At 49.4% G+C, this 24455-nt stretch carries 22 protein-coding genes; 18 read left to right on the top strand and 4 right to left on the bottom strand.

Features of this window, described 5'->3' with window-relative positions; genetic code table 11:
- The first annotated feature begins 148 nt into the window (after positions 1-148).
- From JUF10_RS09065 to holA, 4 genes are read left to right on the top strand one after another with little or no spacing between them, the layout of a single operon-like run.
- Positions 149-835 (top strand): helix-hairpin-helix domain-containing protein, encoded by a 687-nt coding sequence (locus JUF10_RS09065; RefSeq protein WP_203641862.1) that lies wholly within the window; start codon positions 149-151, stop codon positions 833-835.
- Positions 836-880: 45 nt separating this feature from the next.
- A complete protein-coding gene (locus tag JUF10_RS09060; protein WP_203641861.1) occupies positions 881-1360 on the top strand; it encodes a ComE operon protein 2 in 480 nt (159 codons plus the stop codon).
- Positions 1360-3645 (top strand): DNA internalization-related competence protein ComEC/Rec2, encoded by a 2286-nt coding sequence (locus JUF10_RS09055; RefSeq protein WP_203641860.1) that lies wholly within the window; start codon positions 1360-1362, stop codon positions 3643-3645. Before JUF10_RS09060 ends, JUF10_RS09055 begins: the two co-directional genes overlap by 1 nt.
- Entirely contained in the window at positions 3632-4666 is a 1035-nt protein-coding gene (holA, locus tag JUF10_RS09050; protein WP_373301321.1) for a DNA polymerase III subunit delta, read from the top strand. The genes JUF10_RS09055 and holA overlap by 14 nt, the downstream gene beginning before the upstream one ends.
- Before the next feature lie 83 nt (positions 4667-4749).
- Here holA and rpsT read toward each other — a convergent pair whose 3' ends face one another.
- A complete protein-coding gene (gene rpsT, locus JUF10_RS09045) occupies positions 4750-5004 on the bottom strand; it encodes a 30S ribosomal protein S20 (protein ID WP_203641858.1) in 255 nt (84 codons plus the stop codon).
- A 277-nt stretch (positions 5005-5281) separates the two neighbouring features.
- Between rpsT and rpsO the strand changes: the two genes are divergently transcribed.
- From rpsO to JUF10_RS09005, 8 genes are all read left to right on the top strand, one after another.
- Positions 5282-5551 carry a 30S ribosomal protein S15 gene (rpsO, locus tag JUF10_RS09040; protein WP_048735866.1) on the top strand — a complete coding sequence of 90 codons (270 nt, stop codon included), beginning with the start codon at positions 5282-5284 and terminating at the stop codon, positions 5549-5551.
- A 218-nt stretch (positions 5552-5769) separates the two neighbouring features.
- A complete protein-coding gene (locus JUF10_RS09035; RefSeq protein ID WP_203641857.1) occupies positions 5770-7632 on the top strand; it encodes a ribonuclease J in 1863 nt (620 codons plus the stop codon).
- Between the two features lie 68 nt (positions 7633-7700).
- Entirely contained in the window at positions 7701-8657 is a 957-nt protein-coding gene (locus JUF10_RS09030; protein ID WP_203641856.1) for a hypothetical protein, read from the top strand.
- A gap of 180 nt (positions 8658-8837) precedes the next feature.
- Positions 8838-10028: an elongation factor Tu gene (gene tuf / locus JUF10_RS09025; protein WP_203641855.1), complete on the top strand. Its 1191-nt coding sequence runs from the start codon at positions 8838-8840 to the stop codon at positions 10026-10028.
- A 279-nt stretch (positions 10029-10307) separates the two neighbouring features.
- Complete coding sequence (tig, locus tag JUF10_RS09020) at positions 10308-11618, top strand: trigger factor (protein WP_203641854.1); 1311 nt, start codon at positions 10308-10310, stop codon at positions 11616-11618.
- A 221-nt stretch (positions 11619-11839) separates the two neighbouring features.
- Positions 11840-13093, top strand: coding sequence for an ATP-dependent Clp protease ATP-binding subunit ClpX (clpX, locus tag JUF10_RS09015; RefSeq protein WP_203641928.1), 1254 nt, complete (start codon positions 11840-11842; stop codon positions 13091-13093).
- A 259-nt stretch (positions 13094-13352) separates the two neighbouring features.
- Positions 13353-13946, top strand: a complete 594-nt coding sequence (gene yihA, locus JUF10_RS09010; RefSeq protein ID WP_048735872.1) for a ribosome biogenesis GTP-binding protein YihA/YsxC — start codon at positions 13353-13355, stop codon at positions 13944-13946.
- A gap of 2 nt (positions 13947-13948) precedes the next feature.
- Complete coding sequence (locus JUF10_RS09005) at positions 13949-14248, top strand: nucleoside triphosphate pyrophosphohydrolase family protein (protein WP_048735873.1); 300 nt, start codon at positions 13949-13951, stop codon at positions 14246-14248.
- Between the two features lie 367 nt (positions 14249-14615).
- Here JUF10_RS09005 and JUF10_RS09000 read toward each other — a convergent pair whose 3' ends face one another.
- Positions 14616-14804 (bottom strand): SPJ_0845 family protein, encoded by a 189-nt coding sequence (locus tag JUF10_RS09000; protein WP_203641853.1) that lies wholly within the window; start codon positions 14802-14804, stop codon positions 14616-14618.
- 203 nt (positions 14805-15007) lie between these two features.
- Between JUF10_RS09000 and uvrC the strand changes: the two genes are divergently transcribed.
- A complete protein-coding gene (gene uvrC, locus JUF10_RS08995) occupies positions 15008-16825 on the top strand; it encodes an excinuclease ABC subunit UvrC (protein ID WP_203641852.1) in 1818 nt (605 codons plus the stop codon).
- Between the two features lie 84 nt (positions 16826-16909).
- Positions 16910-18205 carry a GTPase ObgE gene (gene obgE, locus JUF10_RS08990; RefSeq protein ID WP_203641851.1) on the top strand — a complete coding sequence of 432 codons (1296 nt, stop codon included), beginning with the start codon at positions 16910-16912 and terminating at the stop codon, positions 18203-18205.
- A gap of 752 nt (positions 18206-18957) precedes the next feature.
- Here the strand turns inward: obgE and JUF10_RS08985 are convergent.
- Positions 18958-19704, bottom strand: a complete 747-nt coding sequence (locus JUF10_RS08985) for a hypothetical protein (RefSeq protein ID WP_203641850.1) — start codon at positions 19702-19704, stop codon at positions 18958-18960.
- Positions 19705-19718: 14 nt separating this feature from the next.
- Complete coding sequence (locus JUF10_RS08980) at positions 19719-20000, bottom strand: hypothetical protein (RefSeq protein ID WP_203641849.1); 282 nt, start codon at positions 19998-20000, stop codon at positions 19719-19721.
- A gap of 163 nt (positions 20001-20163) precedes the next feature.
- Here JUF10_RS08980 and rnz point away from each other — a divergent pair, with 163 nt between their 5' ends.
- The 4 genes from rnz (at position 20164) to JUF10_RS08960 (ending at position 24432) form a co-directional block, all read left to right on the top strand.
- Positions 20164-21114, top strand: coding sequence for a ribonuclease Z (gene rnz / locus JUF10_RS08975; protein ID WP_203641848.1), 951 nt, complete (start codon positions 20164-20166; stop codon positions 21112-21114).
- A 1-nt stretch (position 21115) separates the two neighbouring features.
- Entirely contained in the window at positions 21116-21505 is a 390-nt protein-coding gene (locus JUF10_RS08970) for a lipopolysaccharide assembly protein LapA domain-containing protein (RefSeq protein WP_203641847.1), read from the top strand.
- Positions 21506-21572: 67 nt separating this feature from the next.
- On the top strand, positions 21573-23891 hold the full coding sequence (recJ, locus tag JUF10_RS08965; protein ID WP_203641846.1) for a single-stranded-DNA-specific exonuclease RecJ: 2319 nt from the start codon (positions 21573-21575) through the stop codon (positions 23889-23891).
- A 22-nt stretch (positions 23892-23913) separates the two neighbouring features.
- Positions 23914-24432 (top strand): adenine phosphoribosyltransferase, encoded by a 519-nt coding sequence (locus tag JUF10_RS08960; protein ID WP_203641845.1) that lies wholly within the window; start codon positions 23914-23916, stop codon positions 24430-24432.
- Positions 24433-24455: the final 23 nt, after the last annotated feature.

Raw genomic sequence — 24455 nt, 5'->3', positions numbered from 1 at the left:
ACACGTTTCCGCAATATACGTTCGGAGCGTAAAGAGGGTTTGGGACTGTTGTCCCAGACCCTCTTTTGCGTAAATTTGAAAAAACTTCACCATTAAAAAAATATTCGCCCAACTTTTACGGAGTTAAGCGTAAAGGGGGCAAATTCGGATGGAACGACTTATGGAATGGTGGCAAGAATTTTCGTGGCGACAGCGCATTTTGGTAGTCAGTGTGGGACTGGTCATTCTGAGCTTGGGGTGGTGGCTAGCGGTTGCCCGAGCGAGTCCGGAACCGGCGCCGGCAGCAATTCCCCCGGCAACGACCGTCAGTGCGTCTGCGAAGGGTGAAAGTCGGCTAGCCAGCGAGGCAGTTGGGTCCAGTAGTCAAGTCAGTTCGCATGATAACCGGGTCTTCGTCGATGTCCAGGGTGCCGTGAAACACCCCGGGCTCTACGAATTTGGGCCAGAGATGCGGGTGGCGGATGCAGTGAAGGCCGCTGGTGGTCTCAATACACATGCTGACCGCCAACAGGTCAATTTGGCGACGCGGCTGACGGATCAACAACAACTTTACATCCCGGCAAAAGGGGAGAAAGCAACGGAAACAGCATCCCCAACGAGTTCGGCCAAGACCGCTGGCAGTCAGTCGGCAAGTCAGGCAGCGGCAGTCGTGAACCTAAATACGGCGACGGTAGCGGATCTCCAGCAACTAACGGGTATCGGTGAGAAAAAAGCTCAAAAAATCGTCGCCTTTCGCACCGAACACGGGGCGTTTAAGACGGTCAATGACCTAACACAGGTCCCAGAATTTGGCGAGAAAACGGTTGCTAATTTACAGGACCAACTGACGACATAAAGCCGTGGTATACTTGAAAATAAATTTAGAAATGAGGGCGTTAGCATGAAACGAGAGAGAATTCCTTGGGATCAATACTTTATGTTGCAGGCACTAGTGATTTCGACGCGGAGCACTTGTAACCGGTTATCGGTCGGGGCGACGATTGTGCGGGACAAGCGGATCATCGCGGCCGGCTACAATGGTTCTGTTTCCGGCGATGATCATTGTTTGGATGAGGGGTGCTATCTGGTGGATGGCCACTGTGTTCGGACCATTCATGCCGAGATGAACGCCGTCTTACAATGTGCTAAGTTTGGCGAGGCAACGGATGGTGCCGAAATTTACGTCACGGATTTTCCTTGCCTGCAATGCACGAAGATGTTGCTACAAGCCGGTATCCGTAAGATTACTTACTTACGCAATTACCATAATGATCCATACGCGCAAAAACTGATTGAATTGAAGCACATCGAATTAAATCAGGTCGAAGTTGATCCTAAGTTGCTAACGACACTGTCATTTGATCAACCGCAACACGATTAGTGGCAGCAAACCACTTTTTCTTTATTAGCCTTAGCATTGCGGCCGTTAGTGTCAGTGTGGGCGGCCATCTTTGGGGCGGTCTAGTACTGCTAGCGGTGATGATCATGCGCATCATGCGGTTAGGCAATCGGGTGACCTTGATGATTGCGCTCGGGTGCTTGCTGATTTTTGGCGTACATTTATGGGGCAATGAGCAACGACTTATTCATCGTCAGCTACCGTTATTGGCCCCCGCCCAGGCGACCGAGCTGGCCGTGCGGGTCCAACCGGATGCGGTTATGAGTCGTGGTGCCATGTACTATTTGACTGCCACTAAGGTGAGCAACGGCGAGCGGGTGACGATTCACGGTCGGTTGACATCGGCGGGCCAACTACGGGAGTTACAACGAATTTCGCGGGCTGAAATCTGGCAGATTACAGGCCAACAGCAGCGGTTGTTGCCTGCGACGAACTTCAATCAATTCGATTCGGCGGCCTATTGGCGGCATCGCCAGGTAGTGACCGAAATTAAGGTGACCACTTTGACCAGTCGTATGCCGGCACCGCATCATTGGTGGCAATGGTTTAGCGATTGGTGGCATGCACGGCGGGCCCAATTGATTCGCTATTGTGAACAGTTGCCGGGAGCGCTAAAAGTTTATGCATTAGGCCTGTTACCGGGCGCCAAAGCAGCGGAGTCAATGCTGGAATTGCAGGGGATGCAACGACTGGGATTGCTGCATTTGTTTGCGATTTCTGGGCTTCACGTGGCGTTGTTATTGACGGCCGTGGAATGGGTATTAGTCCACTTACGGTTACAACGGGAACATTGGGAGTGGTTACTCCTGCTCAGTTTGCCGGGGTACTGGATCTTAGCTGGTGCGAGTAGTGGCGTCCTGCGTGCTTGTCTGATGCGCGGCCTACAGTTGGCGGGCAAACGGTGTGCGTTTCACCTGAGTACGTTAGATACGTGGGCAGTGGCCCTGGTGGTCGGCTTGTGGCTGAATCCAGGCCTCCTGTTTGAACTAGGCGGTCAGTTGAGTTATGGCTTGTCTCTAGCGCTTATTTTGCTCCGTACGGAGACTTGGTGGTGGCGTCAGGCAGGTTTGACCCTCCTCGGCTTACCCAGCCTGTTAACGGGTGTTTTTCAGTGGCACAGTCTGACGTTACTGGCAAATTGGATTGTGGTCCCTTTATTTCCAGTGGTTATTTTACCGGTCACTCTAATTGGGACAATCAGTTTTGCTTGGTTACCAGCACTTAGCCGAGGGTGTGCGCAGGTACTAGGTGGTATTGATACGGGGCTGCAGTGGGTCGGGCAGTTGCCGGGAAATGTGTTATTTGGGCGGCCAATGTGGTGGGTCGCATGGTTTTGGGTTGGGGGAACGTGGTGGTTGTTTAGTCGACCAGCAGGAAAAAGACGTCGGTGGTTACGGCTACTTGCGGTCAGTTATATGGTGATGTACGGCGCGATTCATTATCCCTTGACGGGGGAAGTTGCCTATTTTGACGTCGGTCAGGGCGACAGTATTTTGATTCGAGAACCGTTTAACCGTCACATCTCGCTGATTGACACGGGTGGGCGACTGGCCTTCCCCCAGCCGAAATGGGCCGTCGCGCCACCGACGACCTATAATGCAGAACGGACGAGCATTAATTACTTAAAGAGTCGTGGTATTGACCACGTGGATGACGTGTACCTGACCCACCACGATGCAGACCACATTGGCGACCTGCCGGCATTCTTGCGGGATCTGCGCGTGAAACGGATATTGGTTCCAGCAGGGATGGAGCAGGAACCGGGATGGGCGCGACTGTTAGCAAATAGTGCGACGCCGGTGCATGTTCAGCCGATTCAGGTTGGGAGTCCAGTTGGTCTGCGCGTCTTGCATCCGTTTACAGCTGGGCCGGCGGATAATTCTGGCTCACTAGCTCTGCAGGGAGCTTTCGGTCGCCTGAATTTTATGTTTATGGGTGATTTGGACCGGGCAGGCGAACAGAAAATTATGTCGGCGGCCCCGCAACTACGGACTGACGTGTTAAAATTAGGACATCATGGTAGCAAGACAGCTACGGCGCCGGCATTTGTTGCGCAATTACGGCCCCGCCTAGCGATAATTTCGGCTGGCCGGCAGAACCGGTATGGTCATCCGAATCCGGAGACCTTGGCAACACTTCACCAAGCGGCTGTGCCGGCAATGAACACTCAGATGAGTGGGATGATTCGCTATGTGTATACCAGTGGTCGATCAGGGATTTGGCAAACAAAATTAATTTCGAAGGGGTATGCTCGTGACAATCAATGAACTTTTAAAAACGTTAGCGACGGGCGGACACTTGGCTAACGTCTATCTGATCTTAGGTCAGGCGGATTATTTACAACGGCGGCTCAAGACGGGCTTCAAGGCTAGTGTACCGGTCGATGAACAGACGATGAACTTTGCGAGCTATGACATGGATACCGTGCCATTAGCGGTGGCCTTGGATGATGCCATGGCGGCACCGTTCTTTGGTGAGCGCCGCGTCGTTTGTATTGATAACCCCCAGTTTTTAACGGGGGAGACGAAGAAACAGAAGGTCGAACACGATATCGACAGCTTGCAGACGTACCTGGGGGCACCAATGGACAGCACGGTGCTGGTCTTCTTTGCACCGTATGAAAAGTTAGACGGTCGTAAAAAAGTGGTCAAGCAGCTGAAAAAGGTGGCGACTGCCATTGAAATCGGCAATTTTTCGGAACGTGACGTCCGCCAGTTCATTAATGATCAACTGAAGCAGGATGGATACAGTATGGCACCAGCGGCTTTAAATGAGCTGATTCAGCGCACTGATGCGAATCTGACCCTAATGATGAGTGAGCTGCCTAAGTTGGAATTATTTACCCATCCCGAAAAGACAATCGATATGGCGGCAGTCGCCGGTCTGGTGACGCAGACGTTGACGCAAAATGTTTTTGACCTGGTGAATAAGGTGTTGGCTAAGGATACGGCCGGTGCGGTGACGCTCTACAGGGAGCTCCTGCAGGCCAAAGAGGAACCATTGAAGATCAATGCCATCTTGCAGGGGCAATTCCGTCTGCTGATCCAAACCAAGGTGTTAGCCAAGCAGGGGTTCAGTCAAGGTCGCTTAGCAAGTGAGTTAAAGGTTCACCCGTATCGAATCAAGTTGGCGCTGCAGATGCATCGTCGTTTCAAATTGACCGACTTGAATCGGGCATATCTAGGTTTATTTCAGGTTGAGCGCCAGATGAAATCGACGGCGATGGCGCCTGAAATACTCTTTTCGTTGTTCATGACGCAGTTTGCGGGCTACCGGGTCCCGGCTTAAATTTAAAATGAGACAAAAAAGGGGGTCGACCAAATTCATGGTCGACCCCCTGATTGCATCATCTAATCGAGTTGATTAATTGATTACTTAGCTAAACGTGCAGCCATCCGTGACTTGTCACGAGCAGCCTTGTTGCGCTTGATTAAGCCCTTTGAAGCGGCCTTGTCAACTGCAGCACTAGCAGCGCGGAATAATTCTTCTGCGTTGTCGGCGCCAGCCGTCTTGGCTTGTTCGAAACGCTTAACGGCAGTACGCATCGTACTCAGTTGAGCTGAGTTACGTTCGTTTGCCTTGACGTTCGTCTTTGCACGTTCGATTGCTGATTTGATAATTGGCATGAAAATTTCACCTCCGAATGAGAAATCCTAGTACCGGAAATCTTAATTTCAACGTATGTTATTATACAGAAGCCACGGGGTGAATGCAATAGGTTAGCACGATAAATGTAAAGTAATTTTACTTGATAGGCAATGTAGCGAAAACACTTGCTATTTAAACGTGACTCCCGTATGATAGATAACTGTGCTAAGCACAAACCCTTAACTTAGTTTATCTGGCGGCCACCGCCGACTTACTCAGTTTCGGGCACTTATATTGAAGGGTGGTATATTTACCATGGCTATTAGTCAAGCAAAGAAAAACGAAATCATCAAGCAATACGCACGTCACGAAGGCGACACGGGTTCTACTGAAGTCCAAGTTGCTGTTTTGACCGCTGATATCAACGAAATCAACGTTCATATGCAACAACACCGGAAGGACTTCCATTCCCAACGTGGTTTGATGAAGAAGATCGGTCACCGTCGTAACTTGTTAGCTTACTTACGGAAGACTGACATCCAACGTTACCGTGAATTAATTAAGAGCTTGGGTCTGCGTCGTTAATTCGCCGCGCCACTCGGTCCATTTCCTTTATTGGAGATGGGCTTTTTTGTTTACCTCAAGCAAGCTTGCCATCTTGGTTCTTTAAAATGACAAAGTATGGTAAAATAAGAGGAGTTTAATCATGGACGAATCTAGGCTATTTGGCCTACAAGAAAACGCTGATCGACTACTGGTCAGAGATTGAATTGAAACTATCAAAATATACTTGAGGTGAACTTATGAGTGCAAAGATCAAGATTATCCCGTTTGGCGGTGTTCGCGAAAACGGTAAAAACATGTATGCCGTTGATGTTAACGGTGGAATTTATATTTTAGATTGTGGGTTGAAGTACCCGGAAAATGAGTTGTTGGGAATTGACGTTGTCATCCCAGATTGGGCCTACTTACGTGAGAACAAGGACCGAATCGTTGCGGTCTTCTTAACCCATGGTCATGCCGATGCTATTGGGGCACTCCCTTACTTTTTAAGTGAGTTCAACGTCCCCGTGTTCGGCTCAGAAATGACGATTGCCTTAGCGAAGATCGACGTTGCTGCCGAACCTAAGGTGAAAGATTACGATGATTTCCACGTGATCGATGAAAAGACGGAAATTGACTTCGGCGACGTGGTCGTTTCCTTCTTCTCTACGACCCACTCGATTCCAGAATCACTGGGGATCGACTTAAAGACCGATGAAGGCCAGATTATTTATACCGGGGACTTCAAATTTGATCAAACGGCTAAACCCGGCTACCAGACCGACTATGCCCGTTTAGGATCAATTGGTCAGGCTGGCGTCTTGGCGGTGTTAAGTGACTCCGCTAACGCCGAAAATCCAGCGATGAACGCCTCAGAACAAACAATTGCGGAATCTATTGAAGAAACATTCCATTACCGGGATGGCCGTGTTGTCGTTGCCTGTGTGGCCTCGAACATTCTACGGATTCAACAGGTTTTTGATGCTGCGGCTAAGACCGGACGGAAGGTTTGCTTGACCGGGCAGGACCTCGAAGCCATTGTGAATACGGCAATGAAACTCGGGAAATTGTCCTTTGATGACGACCTGTTAGTGACTACGGAACAATTAGACCAGTTGTCACCATCTGAAATCGTCATTTTACAAACGGGTAAGATGGGCGAACCAATCAAGGCAATTCAGCGGATGGCCAACAAGCAAGAAAAAGACCTGAACATCCAAGAGGGCGATTTGGTCTACATCACCACGACACCTTCACACGCTATGGACACCACGGTTGCCCAGACGCGGGACATGATCTACCGGGCTGGTGGAGAAGTTAAGGCCATTTCTGATGAACTGAATTCATCAGGACACGCCTATAAGCGCGACCTTCAGTTAATGCTGAACCTTTTAAAGCCTAAGTACCTGGTTCCTATTCAGGGGGAATACCGGTTGTTAAATGCGCATGCCAATGCGGCCATGGAATTAGGCATGGCGGCTGACCACATCTTTATCCTGGCTAAAGGCGATGTTTTGACCTATGCCAATGGTGAAATGGGTCTCGGTGAAGGTATCGACGTGAGTGACACCATGATCGATGGTATCGGTGTCGGTGACATTGGGAACATCGTGTTACGTGATCGGAAAGTTTTGGCGGACGACGGGATCTTTATCGCCGTTGTGACGATTGATCGGAAGAAGAAACAAATCGTGGCCGACCCTAAGATTACTTCGCGCGGCTTCGTCTACGTTAAGGCTAACAAGGACTTGATGCAGGAAAGCGCCCAGATTATTCGCAAGGCCGTTCAAAACAATCTGGATAATAAGGAATTTGATTGGGGTCACTTGAAGCAGGATGTGCGGGAACATTTGAGCCATTACCTGTTCGAGCAAACTCACAGACGGCCAGTGATCTTGCCGGTCATCATGGAAGTGAACCAGCATCATCGCCGGACGACTGGTAAGGAAAAGACGCCGGCTGAACCAGCGGCACCAACTAAGGCAAAGACTAAAGCACCAAAGTCTAAAGACAAGCCAGCCCCGAAGAAGGACGCTACTGATAAGCCAGCACACAAGCCCCACCGGAACCGAAAGCGTCGGCGGACGCCTAAACCAGCAACACCTGAAACTGATAAAGCATAATTAAATTTGACGGACCGAAAGCCATTTAGGCCTCGGTCCGTTTTGAGTCAAAGAAAAGGGGAGACGGCATGTCAGAATTCACGAGTCCAGCAGCCCGCGAAAAGGCTCTTGCGGCTGCACAGGCGGATTTTAACGCAAAAAACTGGTCGGCAGCCGCCGCGGGCTTTGAACGGCTGTATCAGGACCAGCAAACGGCTGATGTGAACCAATATTTGGTTGCTAGCCTGTATCATGATCAGCAATATACGGCGGCCGAACAGGTGGCTGCTGAACAGGATGGCATTTATTTACAGTCCGGTAAAACTTTTCAGCTACGGCTAGACGTGGCGTTAAAGAACCAACAATTTATTTTTGCTCGAGAATTTTGTGAACTTCCGACTGCTCAGGCATGGCGTGCCGGGGGACTAGCACAAATTGCAGCGGCCGAAGCGGCCAGTCAGACAGAGTTAGGGACCACACAACGGGTGATTGCCAAACAATTTTATCATTTAGGAGACGTGTCGTTTGCCGAACAGCGGCAACGATTAGAACGGGCACGCCAATTGCCACTGGCGCAGTTCATGCAGGGCGTCCAGTACTTGCTGGTCGATCCGTTCCTACACCCCTTAATGCGGGCGACCTTGCTTGAAGAATTATTACGATTACGGACCACCCAGTCAGTTCAGTTGCATTGGTTGGACGATCAGGTTTACACTGTACAGACGAAGGATCTGCGACCAGTAAATGCGAGTCAGGCGGCTGCTGAGATCCAGCATTTCCTACAAGACGAGTTGGGACAAACTGACCCGGTATTGGCGGCCAATGTCCAACAGGTGGTGACACTTCAATTGATGATGCTCTTTCCGTTCATCGACAAAGTTGTCACGCAACCGGTCTTGTGGGTTCGAATTTTAGCAGGGTTACCTTTGCCTGCCGAAGCGTCGTCGACAGAGTTAAATCGAATTTCTGACTGGCAGGAACGATTAAATCACTATTCGGCGGAACTTTTTGGGGCAATTGGGGACGAAAAACACGAAAAACCGTAAATTCAGCGATTTTTTAGTTTACAAATAATTCTGCAGCATATATACTGGTCAAGGATTCTTTTTTGGGAGGGTTCCAGCTTTCCCTTTCCGAAAAGAAGTAGTATAATTTTACGCAAAGGGTGATTAATTTTCGTTAGAAGGTTAATTGCGCTTGCGATAAAATACAGGAGGGTTTCATTAATGGCTGAAAAAGAACATTATGAAAGAACTAAACCCCATGTAAATATTGGTACTATTGGCCATATTGACCATGGGAAAACGACGTTGACTGCTGCAATCACTAAGGTACTTGCTAGCAAAGGTTTAGCAAAAGCCGAAGATTACGCTGACATTGATGCTGCTCCAGAAGAACGTGAACGTGGTATCACGATCAACACTGCCCACGTTGAATACGAAACTGAAAAGCGTCACTATGCGCATATCGATGCCCCAGGGCATGCTGACTACATCAAGAACATGATTACTGGTGCTGCCCAAATGGACGGTGCTATCTTGGTTGTTGCCGCTACTGATGGCCCTATGCCACAAACGCGTGAACACATTTTGCTTGCTCGCCAAGTTGGTGTTGAATACATCGTTGTCTTCTTAAACAAGACTGACCTTGTTGACGATGACGAATTGGTTGACTTAGTTGAAATGGAAGTTCGTGAGCTGTTGTCTGAATACGATTACCCTGGTGACGATATTCCAGTTATTCGCGGTTCAGCTTTGAAGGCTCTCGAAGGCGACGAAGAACAAGAAAAGGTTATCCTTCACTTGATGGATGTTGTTGATGATTACATCCCAACTCCAGTTCGTGAAAACGACAAGCCTTTCTTGATGCCAGTTGAAGACGTCTTCACGATCACTGGTCGTGGGACTGTTGCTTCTGGTCGTATCGACCGTGGGACTGTTAAAGTCGGTGACGAAGTTGAAGTCGTTGGTTTACATGACGACGTTTTGAAGACTACTGTTACTGGTCTTGAAATGTTCCGTAAGACGTTGGACCTTGGTGAAGCCGGGGATAACGTTGGTGCTTTACTCCGTGGGATCAACCGTGAACAAGTTGTTCGTGGACAAGTTCTGGCACAACCAGGCTCAATCCAAACGCACAAGGAATTCAAGGGTGAAGTCTACATCTTGAGTAAAGAAGAAGGTGGCCGTCATACGCCATTCTTCTCAAACTACCGTCCACAATTCTACTTCCACACCACTGATATCACTGGTGTTATTGAATTGCCTGATGGCGTTGAAATGGTTATGCCTGGTGACAACGTGACGTTCACTGTTGAACTGATCCAACCAGCTGCCATTGAAAAGGGTACGAAGTTCACTGTCCGTGAAGGTGGCCACACTGTTGGTGCCGGTACCGTTACGGAAATTGACGACTAATTAATCTAATTAATTAATTGTACCGCGAGGCCCGAAAAGCTCATCTTTTCGGGCCTTTTTGTTTACCATGATTCAGTTGTGATAAACGGGCCAGAATTTCTGAAACCGGGGTCGCTTTCATTTTCAGTCCATTTTAACTGGAAATTCGAAACAATCCCCCGTCATTCACGGACTTTCGGCAAAAACCATTTTACAATTTGGATAGCATAAGGTACACTAATACAGTATGCAATTGATAGAATTGTAAATAGTAATATCTTTCATTTCGGAGGGAAAATAATGGCTGCAAAGTGGGAAAAAAAGGGCACTAATCAAGGCGAACTGACCTTTGAAATTGCTCCTGATAAGATCAAAGAAGGCTTGGACAAAGCTTTCCAACAGACCAAGAAGAACCTGGCTGTTCCAGGATTCCGTAAGGGCCGTGTACCGCGTCAAATTTTCAACCAAATGTACGGTGAAGAAGCACTCTACCAAGATGCTTTAAACATTGTTTTACCAGAAGCTTACGATGCTGCTATTAAAGAAGCCGGCATCGAACCCGTTGACCAACCCCAAGTGGATGTTGAATCCATGGACAAGGGTAAGGCTTGGGTTCTGAAGGCCGTTGTTACGGTTAAGCCAGAAGTTAAGTTAGGCGACTACAAGGGCTTGAGCGTGACTAAGCAAAACACTCGAGTTTACCAAAAGGACATTGACGCTGAATTAGAAAAGCAACGTCAACAACAAGCCGAATTAGTTTTGAAGGAAGACGAAGCTGCTGCTAAGGGCGACACTGTTGTGATCGACTTTGACGGTTACGTTGACGGCAAACAATTCGACGGTGGTAAGGCTGACAACTACTCCTTGGAATTAGGTTCTAACTCCTTCATCCCTGGCTTTGAAGACCAATTAGTTGGTCACAAGGCTGGTGAAGATGTTGACGTTAAGGTGACCTTCCCTAAGGATTACCAAGCCGAAGACTTACGTGACAAGGAAGCAACCTTTAAGGTTACCATCCACGAAGTTAAGGAAAAGCAATTGCCTGAATTGGACGATGAATTCGCTAAGGATGTTGACGAAGAAGTTGACAGCTTAGAAGAATTACAAGCCAAGACTAAGGATAGCTTGAAGGAACAAAAGACGACTGCTGCCCACGACGCAATCGAAGACGAAGCCATCAGTGAAGCTGTTGACAACGCCGAAATTGCTGAAGTTCCAGAAGCCATGATCAAGGAAGATATCGATCGTCAAATGGACCAATACCTGGCTAACATGCAACAACAAGGTATCGAACCTAAGATGTACTTCCAATTAACTGGGACGACTCAAGACGACTTGCGTAAGCAATTCACTGACGGTGCTGAAAAGCGGGTTAAGACTAACCTGGTTCTTGAAGCCGTTGTTGAAGCCGAAAAGATCGAACCAACGGAAGACGAAGTTAGTGCTGAAGTCAAGGACTTGGCTGGCCAATACGGTATGGAAGAAAGTGCCGTACGGAGTGCCCTTTCTGATGACATGTTGAAGCACGATATCGCTATCAAGAGCGCTGTTGACTTGATTGCTGATTCCGCTAAGCAAGACAAGAAGAAAGATGCCGAAGACGACGAGTAATCGTTAACTGACGACAACTTGACCGGGATGACAGACGCCTGTTGTCCCGGTTTTTGTATAAAAAAGTTCAGATTACTGGTGCCGAGGCTAAATAATTTTCTCATAGCGTCAACTGTGGTATAGTACACGATTGATAGGTAATCTGGTTAGTTCGACGAGTTTACTGACCAAAGTAATGTGTAATTAATTAGGCTTAAGCCTGGAGAGAAAGGGTGAGTTTATTGTTTGAAAACACCGAAACGAATGACCCAGTAACTTGTTCGTTCTGTGGTAAATCACAGGATCAAGTGCAAAAGATCGTTGCCGGACCGGGTGTTTACATCTGTAATGAATGTATTGATCTGTGTAAGGAAATTATTGACGAAGATGTCAGCCAAGATACCGCTCAAGAAACTTTAGAGGTACCCAAGCCAGCTGATATCGTTAAAACACTTAATCAATACGTAATTGGCCAAACTGAAGCCAAGCGGACCCTTTCCGTTGCGGTTTATAACCACTACAAGCGGGTCAACGAAATGGCCGATGCTGACGATGAAGGTCCTGAGTTACAGAAGAGTAACATCGCCGTGATTGGACCAACTGGTTCTGGGAAGACTTACCTGGCACAGAGCCTGGCAAAGATTCTTAACGTCCCATTTGCTATTGCGGATGCCACAACGTTAACTGAAGCCGGCTATGTCGGTGAAGACGTCGAAAATATTCTTTTGAAGCTGCTCCAAAGCGCCGATTATGACGTTGACCGGGCCGAAAAGGGTATTATCTACATCGACGAAATCGATAAAATTGCTAAGAAGTCCGAAAACGTGTCGATTACTCGTGACGTTTCCGGCGAAGGGGTTCAACAAGCCCTGCTGAAGATCTTGGAAGGAACCATTGCTAACGTGCCGCCTCAGGGTGGTCGTAAGCACCCCCAACAAGAATTCATTCAAATTGATACCACTAACATCCTCTTCATCGTGGGTGGGGCGTTTGATGGTATTGAAGGCATCGTTAAGCGGCGTTTGGGCGACCAGACGATTGGTTTTGGTGCCGACACCAAGGAACAAAATGTGTTGGCTTCCGGCGATAGCTTGATGCAACACATCATTCCAGAAGACCTTCTGCAATTTGGGTTGATTCCTGAATTTATCGGGCGGTTGCCAATCTTGACGGCTTTGGAAAAGTTGGACGAAAACGACTTGGTTCGCATCTTAACGGAACCTAAGAACGCTTTGGTCAAGCAATACGAGAAGCTGTTGTCCTTGGATGGCGTGGAGCTCCAATTCCAGCCCGCTGCCTTGCGTGAAATGGCCAAATTGGCGATCTCACGGAACACCGGTGCTCGTGGGTTACGGTCGATCATTGAAGACGTCATGCGTGACATCATGTTTGATCTGCCAAGCCGTAACGACGTGGAAAAGGTCATCATTACCGCGCAAACGGTCACGGATCATGCCGAACCAGAATTGGTCTTAAAGGATCAAAAGGCGTCATAATTTTAGTGACGAAAAAAGATCAGCTGCGGCTGGTCTTTTTTTATTCGCAAATCGCAATTGAAATTGGGACACCACCCCCTGACAGTCGTTTTAGTCAATCTGGCTTTAGCCCTTTACAATTAATTTAAAAGCAATCAAAAGGCCGGACACACTGCTTTTGAACCGTTTTCCCAGCAAGTCATGGTCAAGAACAAGCTGCTGTCACCGGAAATTCTGTGTTAGAATGGTGAAAGATATTTTGGAGAGGATGGCACAACTAATGGAAGTAAATCACGTGGAATTAGTCATGAGTGCGGTTGATCCCGCGCAATATCCAACGACGGGGTACCCAGAGATCGCCTTTGTCGGGCGGTCGAATGTGGGGAAGTCGTCACTGACCAACGTCCTCATCAACCGGCGTTCATATGCCCGGACCTCGAGTCAACCGGGGAAGACGCAAACCCTTAACTTTTACAACGTAGAGGATAAACTCTATTTTGTCGACGTTCCTGGCTACGGTTACGCAAAGGTTTCCAAGTCAGAACGTGAAAAGTGGGGGCAAATGATCGAAACGTACCTGACACAACGCGACCAGTTGCGTGGGGTAGTCTCGTTAGTTGATGCTCGTCACGCGCCAACTGCGGATGATATTCAAATGTACCAATGGCTGGCCTACTACGACTTGCCAACGCTGATCGTTGCCACTAAGAGTGACAAAATCGCGCGTGGTAAGTGGAACCAGGCTGTTAGCCAGATTAAGAAGTCCATGGGCTTGCAGAACACCAACAACATCATTATGTTCTCGGCACCCAAAAAGATCGGCAAGGACGCCGTCTGGAATTGGATTGAAGATCAAGCCTTTGGGGAGGAATAAACGTGGAATTTAATGATTATCAAAAAGCTGCTAACCGGACACTGTACGGTAATGAGCAGGTTCTAACGAATTGTGCACTAGGTCTAGCTGGGGAATCCGGCCAAGTCGTTGAGCTGGTCAAACGCTATACCTTTCATGGTAAGGACCTCGATCACGATGCACTCGTCAAGGAAATGGGCGATGTGTTGTGGTATCTGAGTCAAATCGCCCAATGGGCCGACATTGACTTCGATGAGGTGGCTCAAGATAACATTAAACGACTGAATGAACGGTATCCACACGGATTTCAACCAACCCGCTAATTGAAATTGGGCAACATGGTGGTTTCAGCGCCTTACCGGCCAACGGATATGGGCTGGAACGGGGCGAACACAAGTTGAAGCCTCGAAGACCACGAGTCTTCAAGATTGGTTTTCTACTAAGCCGGCGAGAAACGCCAACTAAGTAGAACGACGCGCCTGAGCCCATATCCGCTGGCCTCTCGGCTGACACGTGGGTCCTTTGGTAATGATGACGGATGCTTCTAAGAGCGGCTACTGAGGTCACTTTTAAAGTCGGCCATGTTAATGTTGGTGTGGACGGTATTTCTGGTAGCCATCGCATAACTAATTTGAATGTATCGTAAAATTAAAAGGGACCCACGGCTATATTGTCGTGAGTCCCCTTTATTTAATCTGTCGCGTGGTCTTTGTCGAGTTTGGTCTGGTCTGACTTGGTTAGGCCTTTGGGCCGCTTGTCGTCCTTGTGGGCGTCTTGACGCTTGAGAAACTTGTCGCGCTTGACGTCGGTGGGGTCCATTTGAGCAAATTTGCCGAACATGGAGTCCAAGTCATCTTGTCGTTTAACTTTAAGTGCCAATTCAGCCACCTCCTTGCTTGTTTGCAGTTATCATAGCAGAATTACGGTCGTTTGTCATTTTTCAGTTCGATTTCGAAAGGTGGCCGGTTAAATTTGCGGCCGGCGTGCAGCTAGGTAGGTTAGGGAGTGAATTGCTTGCACCAAACACGCATTCGGCTTATACTTTATAAGCTAATTAATGGACGAAACGGGAGGGATGCGCCTTGGCATCAGAGTATCTAGAACACAAGCTGGCATTATTGCCGGGACTTCCCGGCTGCTACCTCATGAAAAATATTAACAGTCAAATCATTTACGTGGGGAAGGCTAAAAATTTAAAGAACCGGGTACGCTCTTACTTTAAGAGTAGTCATACCGGGAAGACCGCTCAGTTGGTCAGTGAAATCGTGGACTTCGAGACGATCATTACGTCGACCGACAAGGAAGCCTTTTTACTTGAAATTACGCTGATTCAAAAGCACCAACCTTACTTTAATATCAAGCTGAAGCGAGGAACCGGGTACCCCTACATCAAGATTACCAACGAACGCGACCCCCAACTCATCTTGGTCAGCAACATCAAGAAGGACGGGGCATATTACTTTGGGCCCTATCCTAATGTGTATGCCGCCGAAGAAACGATTCACTTTCTCCAGAAGGTCTATCCCTTACGGCGGTGTACCGGCTATCAAGGTCGGCCCTGTTTGTACTATCACATGGGCCAGTGCTTGGGCGCCTGCTTCAAGGAAGTTCCGGAAGAGGACTACGCCAAGCAGATTCGGAAGATCAAGTCCTTCTTAAATGGAAACGTCGGGCGGGCCGAGAAAGAATTGACGACGCGGATGAACAAGGCCGCAGCCGATATGGAATATGAGCGGGCTGCGGACCTGCGCGACCAGATTCGCTACATTGAAGCCACGGTCGAAAAGCAGAAGATCATTTCTAATGACAGCACGCCGCGAGATATCTTTAATTTCTATCTGGACAAGGGCTGGTTGTCGATTCAAGTCTTCTTCATTCGTCAAGCACGGTTGATGAAGCGCGAAAAACGGCTCTTTCCCATCGTGAATACGGCCGAGGAAGAATTGGCCAGCTTTATCGTGCAATTCTATCAGCGTAAGAATACGGTCCTCCCGCGGGAGATTTTAGTGCCCAGCAGTATCGATGGGGATGTCATTGAAGAGATCCTGCACGTGCCAGTCCGGACGCCACAGCGGGGAACCAAGCGTGACTTGCTCGAAATGGCCGGGAAAAATTCGCGGCTCGTTTTGGAAGAGAAATTCCGCTTGCTTGAGTTAGATGAGAGCAAAACCACCGGGGCCATGAAAGAAATTACGGATGCCCTGGGAATTGCGCCCGGGCATAAGATTGAAGCCTTTGACCACTCACACATTCAAGGGGCTGATTTAGTCTCGGCAATGGTGGTCTTCGTGGATGGTCAACCCAATAAGAAGTTGTACCGTAAGTATAAATTGCGGACAGTCGACCATGCCGATGAAACAGCCAGCACCTTAGAGGTTATTCGTCGGCGGTATACCCGCTTACTGAAGGAACACGGCCAGATGCCAGACCTGATTTTGATGGATGGTGGGGACATTCAGATGAACGCGGTCAAGGAAGTGCTCGAAGACGAGTTGGATCTACACATTCCGGTCGCCGGGATGGTCAAGAATGATCACCATAAGACGGCCGACCTGTTATTTGGCCCAGACGATCACCATATTCAATTGGACCCTAAGAGTCAGGGCTTCTACCTGGTTCAACGGATTCAAGATGAGGTCCACCGGTTCGCGATTACCTTCCACCGGCAAGTTCATTCGAAGCATTCATTGAGCTCACGACTGGATCTGATCCCTGGCGTTGGGCCCAAGACCCGGAATAAATTGTTACGTAAGTTTGGTTCTACTAAGAAAATCAGTGAGGCCAGTATTGACGATTTACGGGGCCTGGGCATCAGTAAAGAGGTCGCGCAGACCATTCACATTACGTTAGCGGCGGAGACGGCGGAGATCAAAAGTCCGCGAACCCCATCCCAACTTTGACGTAACAGCCATTTGTCGGTATACTAGCAGGAGTCGAATTGAGAAAGCAGCGTAGGCTGGTTTAGAAAACGAGGAATAAAAAATATGTTTGTAGATCAAGTTAAAATTAGCGTTAAGGCCGGTAACGGTGGTGACGGAATGGTTGCCTTCCGCCGGGAAAAATTCGTGCCCAATGGTGGCCCAGCCGGTGGTGACGGTGGTCGCGGTGGGAACATCGTTTTCGCCGTTGATGAAGGCTTACGGACACTGATGGACTTTCGGTACCAACGGAAATTCAAAGCCAAGCACGGTGGCAACGGGGGCATCAAGCAGATGACCGGCCGTGGTGCCGAAGACACGATTATTCACGTGCCCCAAGGAACGACCATCATTAACGCCGAGACGGAACAGGTCATGGGTGACTTAGTTGCCCCCGACGACTCCGTAATCATCGCTCATGGTGGGCGTGGTGGCCGTGGGAATATCCACTTCGCCTCTCCAAAGAACCCCGCACCAGAAATTGCTGAAAACGGGGAACCGGGACAAGAGTTTGAAATTCGTTTGGAATTAAAGGTCTTGGCCGATGTTGGTCTGGTTGGGTTCCCATCCGTTGGGAAGTCAACGTTATTGGCAACGGTCACGAGTGCCAAACCAAAGATTGCGGAATACCACTTTACAACGTTGGTCCCTAACCTGGGGATGGTGCGTTTGCCAGATGGCCGCGACTTTGTGATGGCCGATCTCCCTGGATTGATCGAAGGAGCCGCTGCCGGTGTCGGATTGGGTTTCCAATTCTTACGACACGTTGAACGGACCCGGGTCATCCTCCATTTGATCGATATGAGTGGACTGGAAGGCCGAGATCCTTACGAAGACTTTGAAAAAATCAATCAAGAATTGATGACGTATGATCCAGATATCCTCAAGCGGCCCCAAATCGTGGTGGCGAATAAGATGGATATGCCGGATTCTGAAGATAATTTGGCCAAATTCAAGGAAGACTTGAAGCAAGACGACTTATTAGCTCAGGCACCAGAAATTTATGCCGTGTCAGCATTGACGCACAAGGGGTTGACTCCCTTGCTACAACGAACGGCCGACATGTTAGCCGAAACGCCACAATTCCCAGTTAAGCAGCCAGAAGTAGCTACGAAGGCTGAGTATGACTTTAAGCCAGAACCTGAATTTACCATTACGCAGGATGCGAATGGGACTTGGGTCTTGGGTGGCGAGAAGCTCTTGAAGCTGTTTAAGATGACCGATATCAACCATGATGAAAGTCTGCTGCGGTTCACGCGTCAGATGCGTGGTATGGGGATCGACAACAGCTTACGGGACCACGGTGCCAAGAACGGCGACCTGGTTCAAATCGACGACTTCACCTTCGAGTACATGGCTTAACACTTTATATGGCTGTTAGGCTGGTAGGGGCTGGTCGCACTGCGGCTGCCAGGGACTACGCCTGCTGTGGGGAACGGCTTCAGACGAAGGGCGGTCTTCCGCCTCGTTTTGCAGCCGTAAAGAACGCACGTCTTCAAAGTCGTCCCGTGCTGTAAGCTGACAAAAACGTCAGCTAACACCACTTTCACGGCTGGCTCCGTCCCTGGCCTCCTCCGGCTTAGACTGTTTTGTGCCAAAAGGGTAGCGGGAACCGTGCAGTCGGTGACTATCACACAGTGTATTGGTGCTGTGTTATCACGGCCGAGTGCTTAAAGATTATTGAATGATGCAACGAAAAAAGACGTTTCCAATCTGCCAGTTGGCAAAAGCGGAAACGTCTTTTTCTATGTGTGTGAAGTTTGATGGAAGTTATTTAGGCTAGTTAAGCTAAGAAACACGGTTGATCTCTTTGGTTGAGTGATCAATTTTATAACTTTCGAGAGCACAGGGTAAATTCAGATTATCATGAGGTAACTTGAAATTTACGGTCATGACGGTCTCGAATGGTTGTAATGGTAATGCACAATCGTAGTCGGAGGAGGCCAGGGATGCAGCCAGCTGTGGTAATATTGGTAGCTGGCCTAGGCTAGCTACCAATATGGGCGATTTTTAAGACACGTGAATTTCGTGGCTTAAAAACGAGCGAGAAGCCCGCTTCACAGGCTGAAGCGTCCCCACAGCAGGCGGAATCCCTGGAATCCGCAGTGCGGCAATTAAAGATTCAGTTTAAGCCAGCCAGTAGGTTTCACAATCTGCTTCTGGTTGGCGTAGGAGCCAGCGAAGGCAATCTTAACGCTACTGAAGGTAGGCTTGGCCTTTTCACTAGCCAATCCGGTGGCAAAGGTGGCGAGCTTGTCATTGGCGGGAATCGTCTTGCCGGCACTGGCATCGCTCAGCTGATTAGAGGCGTTCAGCTGCTGACTGGCCGATAAACGGATGGCTTTAATACCATCAGTGGTTAAAGCCTGTTTTCCCCGGTTATAAATGGTAAACTTAACTTGGATTGTGTAATAGGGACTGTCAAGGTGGGCTAAGTTCAGTGCCTGTGCGGCCATTCGTTTGGCAGCGGCAGTTTCGGCGGTATTCTTGATTACACGTACCGTGGTGACCTTATACGTCAGCTTACCGCTACGAATTGTGGTCTGGGGATGGGTGACTTGGTTCAAGGTGAGTTTGGTGCCGACCTTGTCATAGGTGTACTGGCCGTTACGGGTGAGGTTACCGGACTTGACGTAGCTGGCACTTCTGGTCTGTGCGGTGTCTGGACGATACGTCTGGGCTTCCTTTGAAGAGGAGGCGGCCGTCACCGCAGCATCGGGGTCAGCTGCCTTGTAGTGGCTGGATTGACTGCTACTATCCTTGAAGCTGGCCGTACTCTTTTGGGCGCCGGATTGACAACCGGTGAGTCCTAAGGTCAGTAAACTCAGTCCCAGAACGAATGAAATTTTAAATAATCGCATGAAAAACACTCCTTTTAACCGAGTAAAATTTTATGAGAAATCAGCCGGTAACCGTATAACCGCAAGGGCTCGGTATCGCCGGCCATAAATAAATTAGTTTGCGGATCTACTTGTTGGCAACGTGTGCGGAACTGGTCTAATGTGAGCGCTGGCCCGTCGCCTGACAGCAGGCATAACTGGTGGGTATCAGCACCGACTTGCAGGTCCGTAATGGGGAGGGGCGTGGTGCTCTCCCAATAGAGCTTTAGTGCGGGATGTAGGTCGATCGTCGAAAGATTAAAATCAATGAGTCGCATGCCGAAGCCTCCCTAGTCAAGTCGTCACCTCGATTATACCGAACTTTGTCGTGGAACCCTAATGATATTCACGCGCAAGTTGACTAAGATGCTAGTTGCGGTTTGCACGAAAATCCCCTAAAATAGTGGACGGACTCTAATTATAGAATAGGAACGAAAAAATATGGAAATTGAATTTTTAGGAACGGGCGCCGGTTCACCAGGAAAGTTTCGAAATGTGACCAGTACTGCGTTACGTCTGCTAGATGAACGTAACTCGGTTTGGCTATTCGATGTTGGTGAAGCCACGCAGCACCAAATTTTACGGACGACGTTGAAGCCCCGTAAGATCGACAAAATCTTCATTACACATTTGCACGGTGACCATATTTTTGGCTTACCCGGTTTATTGAGTAGCCGATCATTTCAAGGGGGCAACGCGCCACTGACCATCTATGGTCCCAAGGGCATTCGGGACTTCGTTGAAGTGAGCCTGCGTGTCTCCGAGACCAAGTTATCCTATAAGATTCATTACCAAGAACTAACCAATGATGGCTTGATCTTTGAGGACCCTAAGTTTCGGGTCTATGCCCAACATTTGGATCACCGGATCGAGTGTTTTGGGTACCGTATCGTGGAGAAGGACCATCCTGGCGAGCTACAGGTTGAAAAATTACGGGCCGCGCAGATTCCGTCCGGGCCCGTTTATGGTCAGTTGAAAGCTGGTCAAACGGTGACCTTGCCAGATGGCCGTACCGTTAATGGGCAAGACTTCCTCGGCCCCGCACAAAAGGGCCGCGTGGTTGCCATTTTGGGCGATACCCGGCAAACACAGAATGCATCTCGGTTAACGCAGGACGCCGACGTCTTGGTGCACGAGAGCACGTTTGCGAAGGGTGAGAGCAAGTTGGCACGGTCTTACTATCACTCCACCAACATTCAGGCCGCCGAGTTAGCCAAGCGGACGCACGTTAAGATGCTGTTGCTGAACCACATTTCGGCGCGGTATACGGGCAAGATGGCCGTTGAGCTGCAGCAACAGGCACGGGAAATCTTCAAGAACACCCGTGTGGTGAAGGATTTTGATTTAGTAACGATTCCGTTTCAAAAAATGATTCCAGAGGATGCGAAGTAGCATGAAAAATCAATGGCGAATTGTGGTTACCCTGTTGTTAGTCATCGTGGTGGCGGTCTTTGCCATCTTAAACGTGGAAAGTGTGCCAGTTTCGTTTGGCTTTACGACGGTCCGCTGGCCGTTGATCTTACTGTTACTGGTCTCCATTTTAATTGGGGCCGTCCTCATGATCTTATTTTCAACGATCACGACCTTTCGGCACAATCAGGCCTATAAGGAACTGGAAAAGACCACCGATGAGCAGTTGCAGAAACGCAATGCGGAAATCGACCGATTGACGAAACGGCTACAGAATTCAAATACGAAACAAGAAGTTGGCCAACAGGCAAAACGGATTCAGGAGTTGGAGGCGCAAGTCGCCGACCTCCAAAGTCAGTTAACAACTAAATAGATGTAGAAGGAGAAGAGTGGCGCGTGACGTACCGCTCTTCAATCATTTTAGAGAGGATGGTTTGCTGGTGATTGCTGCACAATATCAATGGAATATTAAAAACGTTGACCAGCCGTCAGCCGAGGCCCAGCAAGTGGCTCAGGCGGTCGGTATCTCACCGATTGTGGCCCAGATTCTGTGGAATCGAGGCGTGCGGACCGAAGCGGACGTGACGGCCTTCTTGACTCCTGGCCCGGAACAGTTACACGATCCTAGCCTGTTACATGATATGGCTAAAGGGGTGGACCGCATCGAGGAAGCCATCGGCGCTGACCAGCAGATTACGATCTACGGGGACTACGATGCCGATGGGGTGACCAGTACGTCCATTCTGTACGAAACGTTGAACGAGATGGGGGCTAAGGTCAACTACTATATCCCCAACCGGTTCAGTGATGGATACGGGCCCAACGTGGCTGCCTTTCAGAAATTGATTGCGGCTGGCACACAGCTATTTGTGACTGTGGATAACGGGGTGTCGGGTAACGAAGCCATTGCGGCCGCCAATGAGGCCGGGGTGGACGTGGTCGTCACGGATCACCACGAATTGCCGCAAGAATTGCCCGCTGCGTACGCGATTATCCATCCCCGGTATCCAGGTGCCGAATATCCTTTCGGGGGCTTGTCGGGTGCCGGAGTGGCGTTTAAAGTCGCCCAGGCTTTGCGTGAGGAAATTCCGCAGGATGTCTTGGATTTGGCCGCTATTGGGACGGTTGCCGATCTGGTACCGCTGGTCGATGAGAATCGGGTGTTGGTCTACTTTGGCTTACAACTGCTGAAGCAAGACGAACGGCCGGGCTTACGTTCGCTAATGGCGGGCGCCGGTATCAAGCCGGAAGAGCTTACCGAACAGTCGATCGGCTTTGGCATTGCCCCCCGGCTAAATGCACTGGGTCGACTGGACGATGCTAGTCCAGCGGTCGAATTGCTGACGACCGTCGATGATAGTCGGGCAAGCGAGTTGGCCCAGCAGACGGAACAGAAAAATCGGCAACGACAGGAACTGGTCCAACAGATCAGTGCGGCCGCTTTAGCGCAAGCCACGGATGACCAGCACAAGGAGCGGCCAACCCTGATCATTAGTGGTCAGAACTGGCACGAGGGCGTGCTGGGAATCGTTGCCAGCAAGATCGTGGAAGCAACGGGCAAGCCAACCCTGGTGCTGAACGTCAATGAAGATGGTCGCGCCAAGGGGTCTGGTCGTAGCGTCGATGCATTTAACCTATTTACCGCTTTAGATGGTCACAGGGACCTAATGACGGCTTTTGGTGGTCATCACATGGCAGTTGGGCTAACGGCACCAGCGGACCAATTAGACGCCTTAGCGACAGCCATGGACCAAGAGGCGGTCGCCCAGAAGTTGACGGAGAGTGGTCCTAGCGAATTACCGGTAGCGGCGTCGCTTAAAGTGGGGGCCGTCACACCGAAACTCTATCAAGAATTGGCTAAGTTGGCCCCATTTGGGACGGATAACGGGCAACCACTGTTTGCCTTTGAAACGGCCACGTTGGCTCAGGTCAAGACGATCGGTCAGGACCACAGTCATTTGAAATTCCAACTTCAAGAAGACGGATCCAGTTTAAACGCCATTCAGTTCGGTGCCGGGAAGTTCGCCTCACAGTTGACGGCAGCACCGGAACAGGCCGCCGTACTGGGAGCCATCGAAGACAACGTTTGGCAAGGGCGGCATTCCTTACAGCTAATGGTCAAGGATCTGCGGCTGACGGAAGAGCCAATCACGGATGCCAGAACGATGCAGCTCCATCAGGCCATGTTTAGCCAGCCCGGAACGTACGTCTTTTTCCATCAAAAGATTTATCAGCAGTTAGTTCAGCAACTGCCCGCAACGGCAAAGGCGGTCGTTTACGATGGCTCAGCCTTAACGCCACTAGACGGTGAAACACCACTGTTTATCGTGGATTGCCCGGATACGACCGGTGATCTGACCGCCGTTTTACAGCAATTACGGCCGCAAAAAGTGACGGCTTATCTCTATAAGAAAGAAAGTCTTTCGCAATTAGGGATGCCAACTCGCGCGCAATATGCTAAACTGTTTAAGTTCGTTGCTACACATCAACAAGTCGATGTGGGACACCAGCTGACGCAACTCGCAACCTTTTTGCAAATTCCACGGACGCAATTAGTCTTCATGATCCAGGTCTTCTTCGAAAGTGGGTTTATCACGATCGAACATGGGGTGATGAACGGTGTGGCGCACCCGGAGCACAAGGAACTTTCTGCGGCACCGAGTTACCAATTACGACAACAACAGATGCAGACGGAGCAGGACCTCCTGTTCTGCACGTCCGCAGAGTTGATTCAGCGTCTGCATGCCCCATTGAACTAATATAAAGGAGCTACTTAAACTTATGGCAACTGATTTTACGAAATACATTGCAAGCGTTCCTGACTATCCTGAAAAGGGAATCATGTTCAGAGACATCTCCCCATTAATGGCTGACGGCCAAGCCTTCCATGACGCGACTGACGAAATCGTCAAGTACGCCAAGGGCATGGGTGTTGAAATGGTCGTAGGGCCAGAAGCTCGGGGCTTCATCGTTGGCTGTCCGGTCGCCTATGATATGGGAATTGGGTTTGCTCCAGCCCGGAAGCAAGGGAAGCTCCCTCGCGAAACGGTCAAGGCAACCTATGACTTGGAGTACGGCACGTCCGCACTTTACATGCACAAGGATGCCATCAAGCCGGGCCAAAAGGTCTTGGTCACTGATGATTTATTGGCAACTGGTGGGACCATTGGCGCCACGATTCAGTTGGTTGAGGACTTGGGCGGTATCGTTGTGGGTACGGCCTTCCTGATCGAACTGAGCGAGCTACACGGCCGCGACAAGCTGAAGGGTTACGATATCTTTAGTTTGATGAAATATTAAAAAATAAAGCGATTGTTTCCTGT

The organism is Levilactobacillus andaensis, from assembly GCF_016861695.1.
In the GTDB taxonomy this organism is placed as follows: Bacteria; Bacillota; Bacilli; order Lactobacillales; family Lactobacillaceae; genus Levilactobacillus; species Levilactobacillus andaensis.
The sequence above is the reverse complement of the archived record's forward strand: the minus strand, read 5'-3'. Positions and strand labels throughout refer to the sequence as shown.

Coding starts and splice junctions, on each gene's coding strand:
- JUF10_RS09065 (WP_203641862.1), top strand. CDS start 149: ATGGAACGACTTATGGAATGGTGGCAAGAATTTTCGTGGCGACAGCGC.
- JUF10_RS09060 (WP_203641861.1), top strand. CDS start 881: ATGAAACGAGAGAGAATTCCTTGGGATCAATACTTTATGTTGCAGGCA.
- rpsT (WP_203641858.1), bottom strand. CDS start 5,004: ATGCCAATTATCAAATCAGCAATCGAACGTGCAAAGACGAACGTCAAG.
- rpsO (WP_048735866.1), top strand. CDS start 5,282: ATGGCTATTAGTCAAGCAAAGAAAAACGAAATCATCAAGCAATACGCA.
- JUF10_RS09035 (WP_203641857.1), top strand. CDS start 5,770: ATGAGTGCAAAGATCAAGATTATCCCGTTTGGCGGTGTTCGCGAAAAC.
- JUF10_RS09030 (WP_203641856.1), top strand. CDS start 7,701: ATGTCAGAATTCACGAGTCCAGCAGCCCGCGAAAAGGCTCTTGCGGCT.
- tuf (WP_203641855.1), top strand. CDS start 8,838: ATGGCTGAAAAAGAACATTATGAAAGAACTAAACCCCATGTAAATATT.
- tig (WP_203641854.1), top strand. CDS start 10,308: ATGGCTGCAAAGTGGGAAAAAAAGGGCACTAATCAAGGCGAACTGACC.
- yihA (WP_048735872.1), top strand. CDS start 13,353: ATGGAAGTAAATCACGTGGAATTAGTCATGAGTGCGGTTGATCCCGCG.
- obgE (WP_203641851.1), top strand. CDS start 16,910: ATGTTTGTAGATCAAGTTAAAATTAGCGTTAAGGCCGGTAACGGTGGT.
- JUF10_RS08985 (WP_203641850.1), bottom strand. CDS start 19,704: ATGCGATTATTTAAAATTTCATTCGTTCTGGGACTGAGTTTACTGACC.
- JUF10_RS08980 (WP_203641849.1), bottom strand. CDS start 20,000: ATGCGACTCATTGATTTTAATCTTTCGACGATCGACCTACATCCCGCA.
- rnz (WP_203641848.1), top strand. CDS start 20,164: ATGGAAATTGAATTTTTAGGAACGGGCGCCGGTTCACCAGGAAAGTTT.
- JUF10_RS08970 (WP_203641847.1), top strand. CDS start 21,116: ATGAAAAATCAATGGCGAATTGTGGTTACCCTGTTGTTAGTCATCGTG.
- JUF10_RS08960 (WP_203641845.1), top strand. CDS start 23,914: ATGGCAACTGATTTTACGAAATACATTGCAAGCGTTCCTGACTATCCT.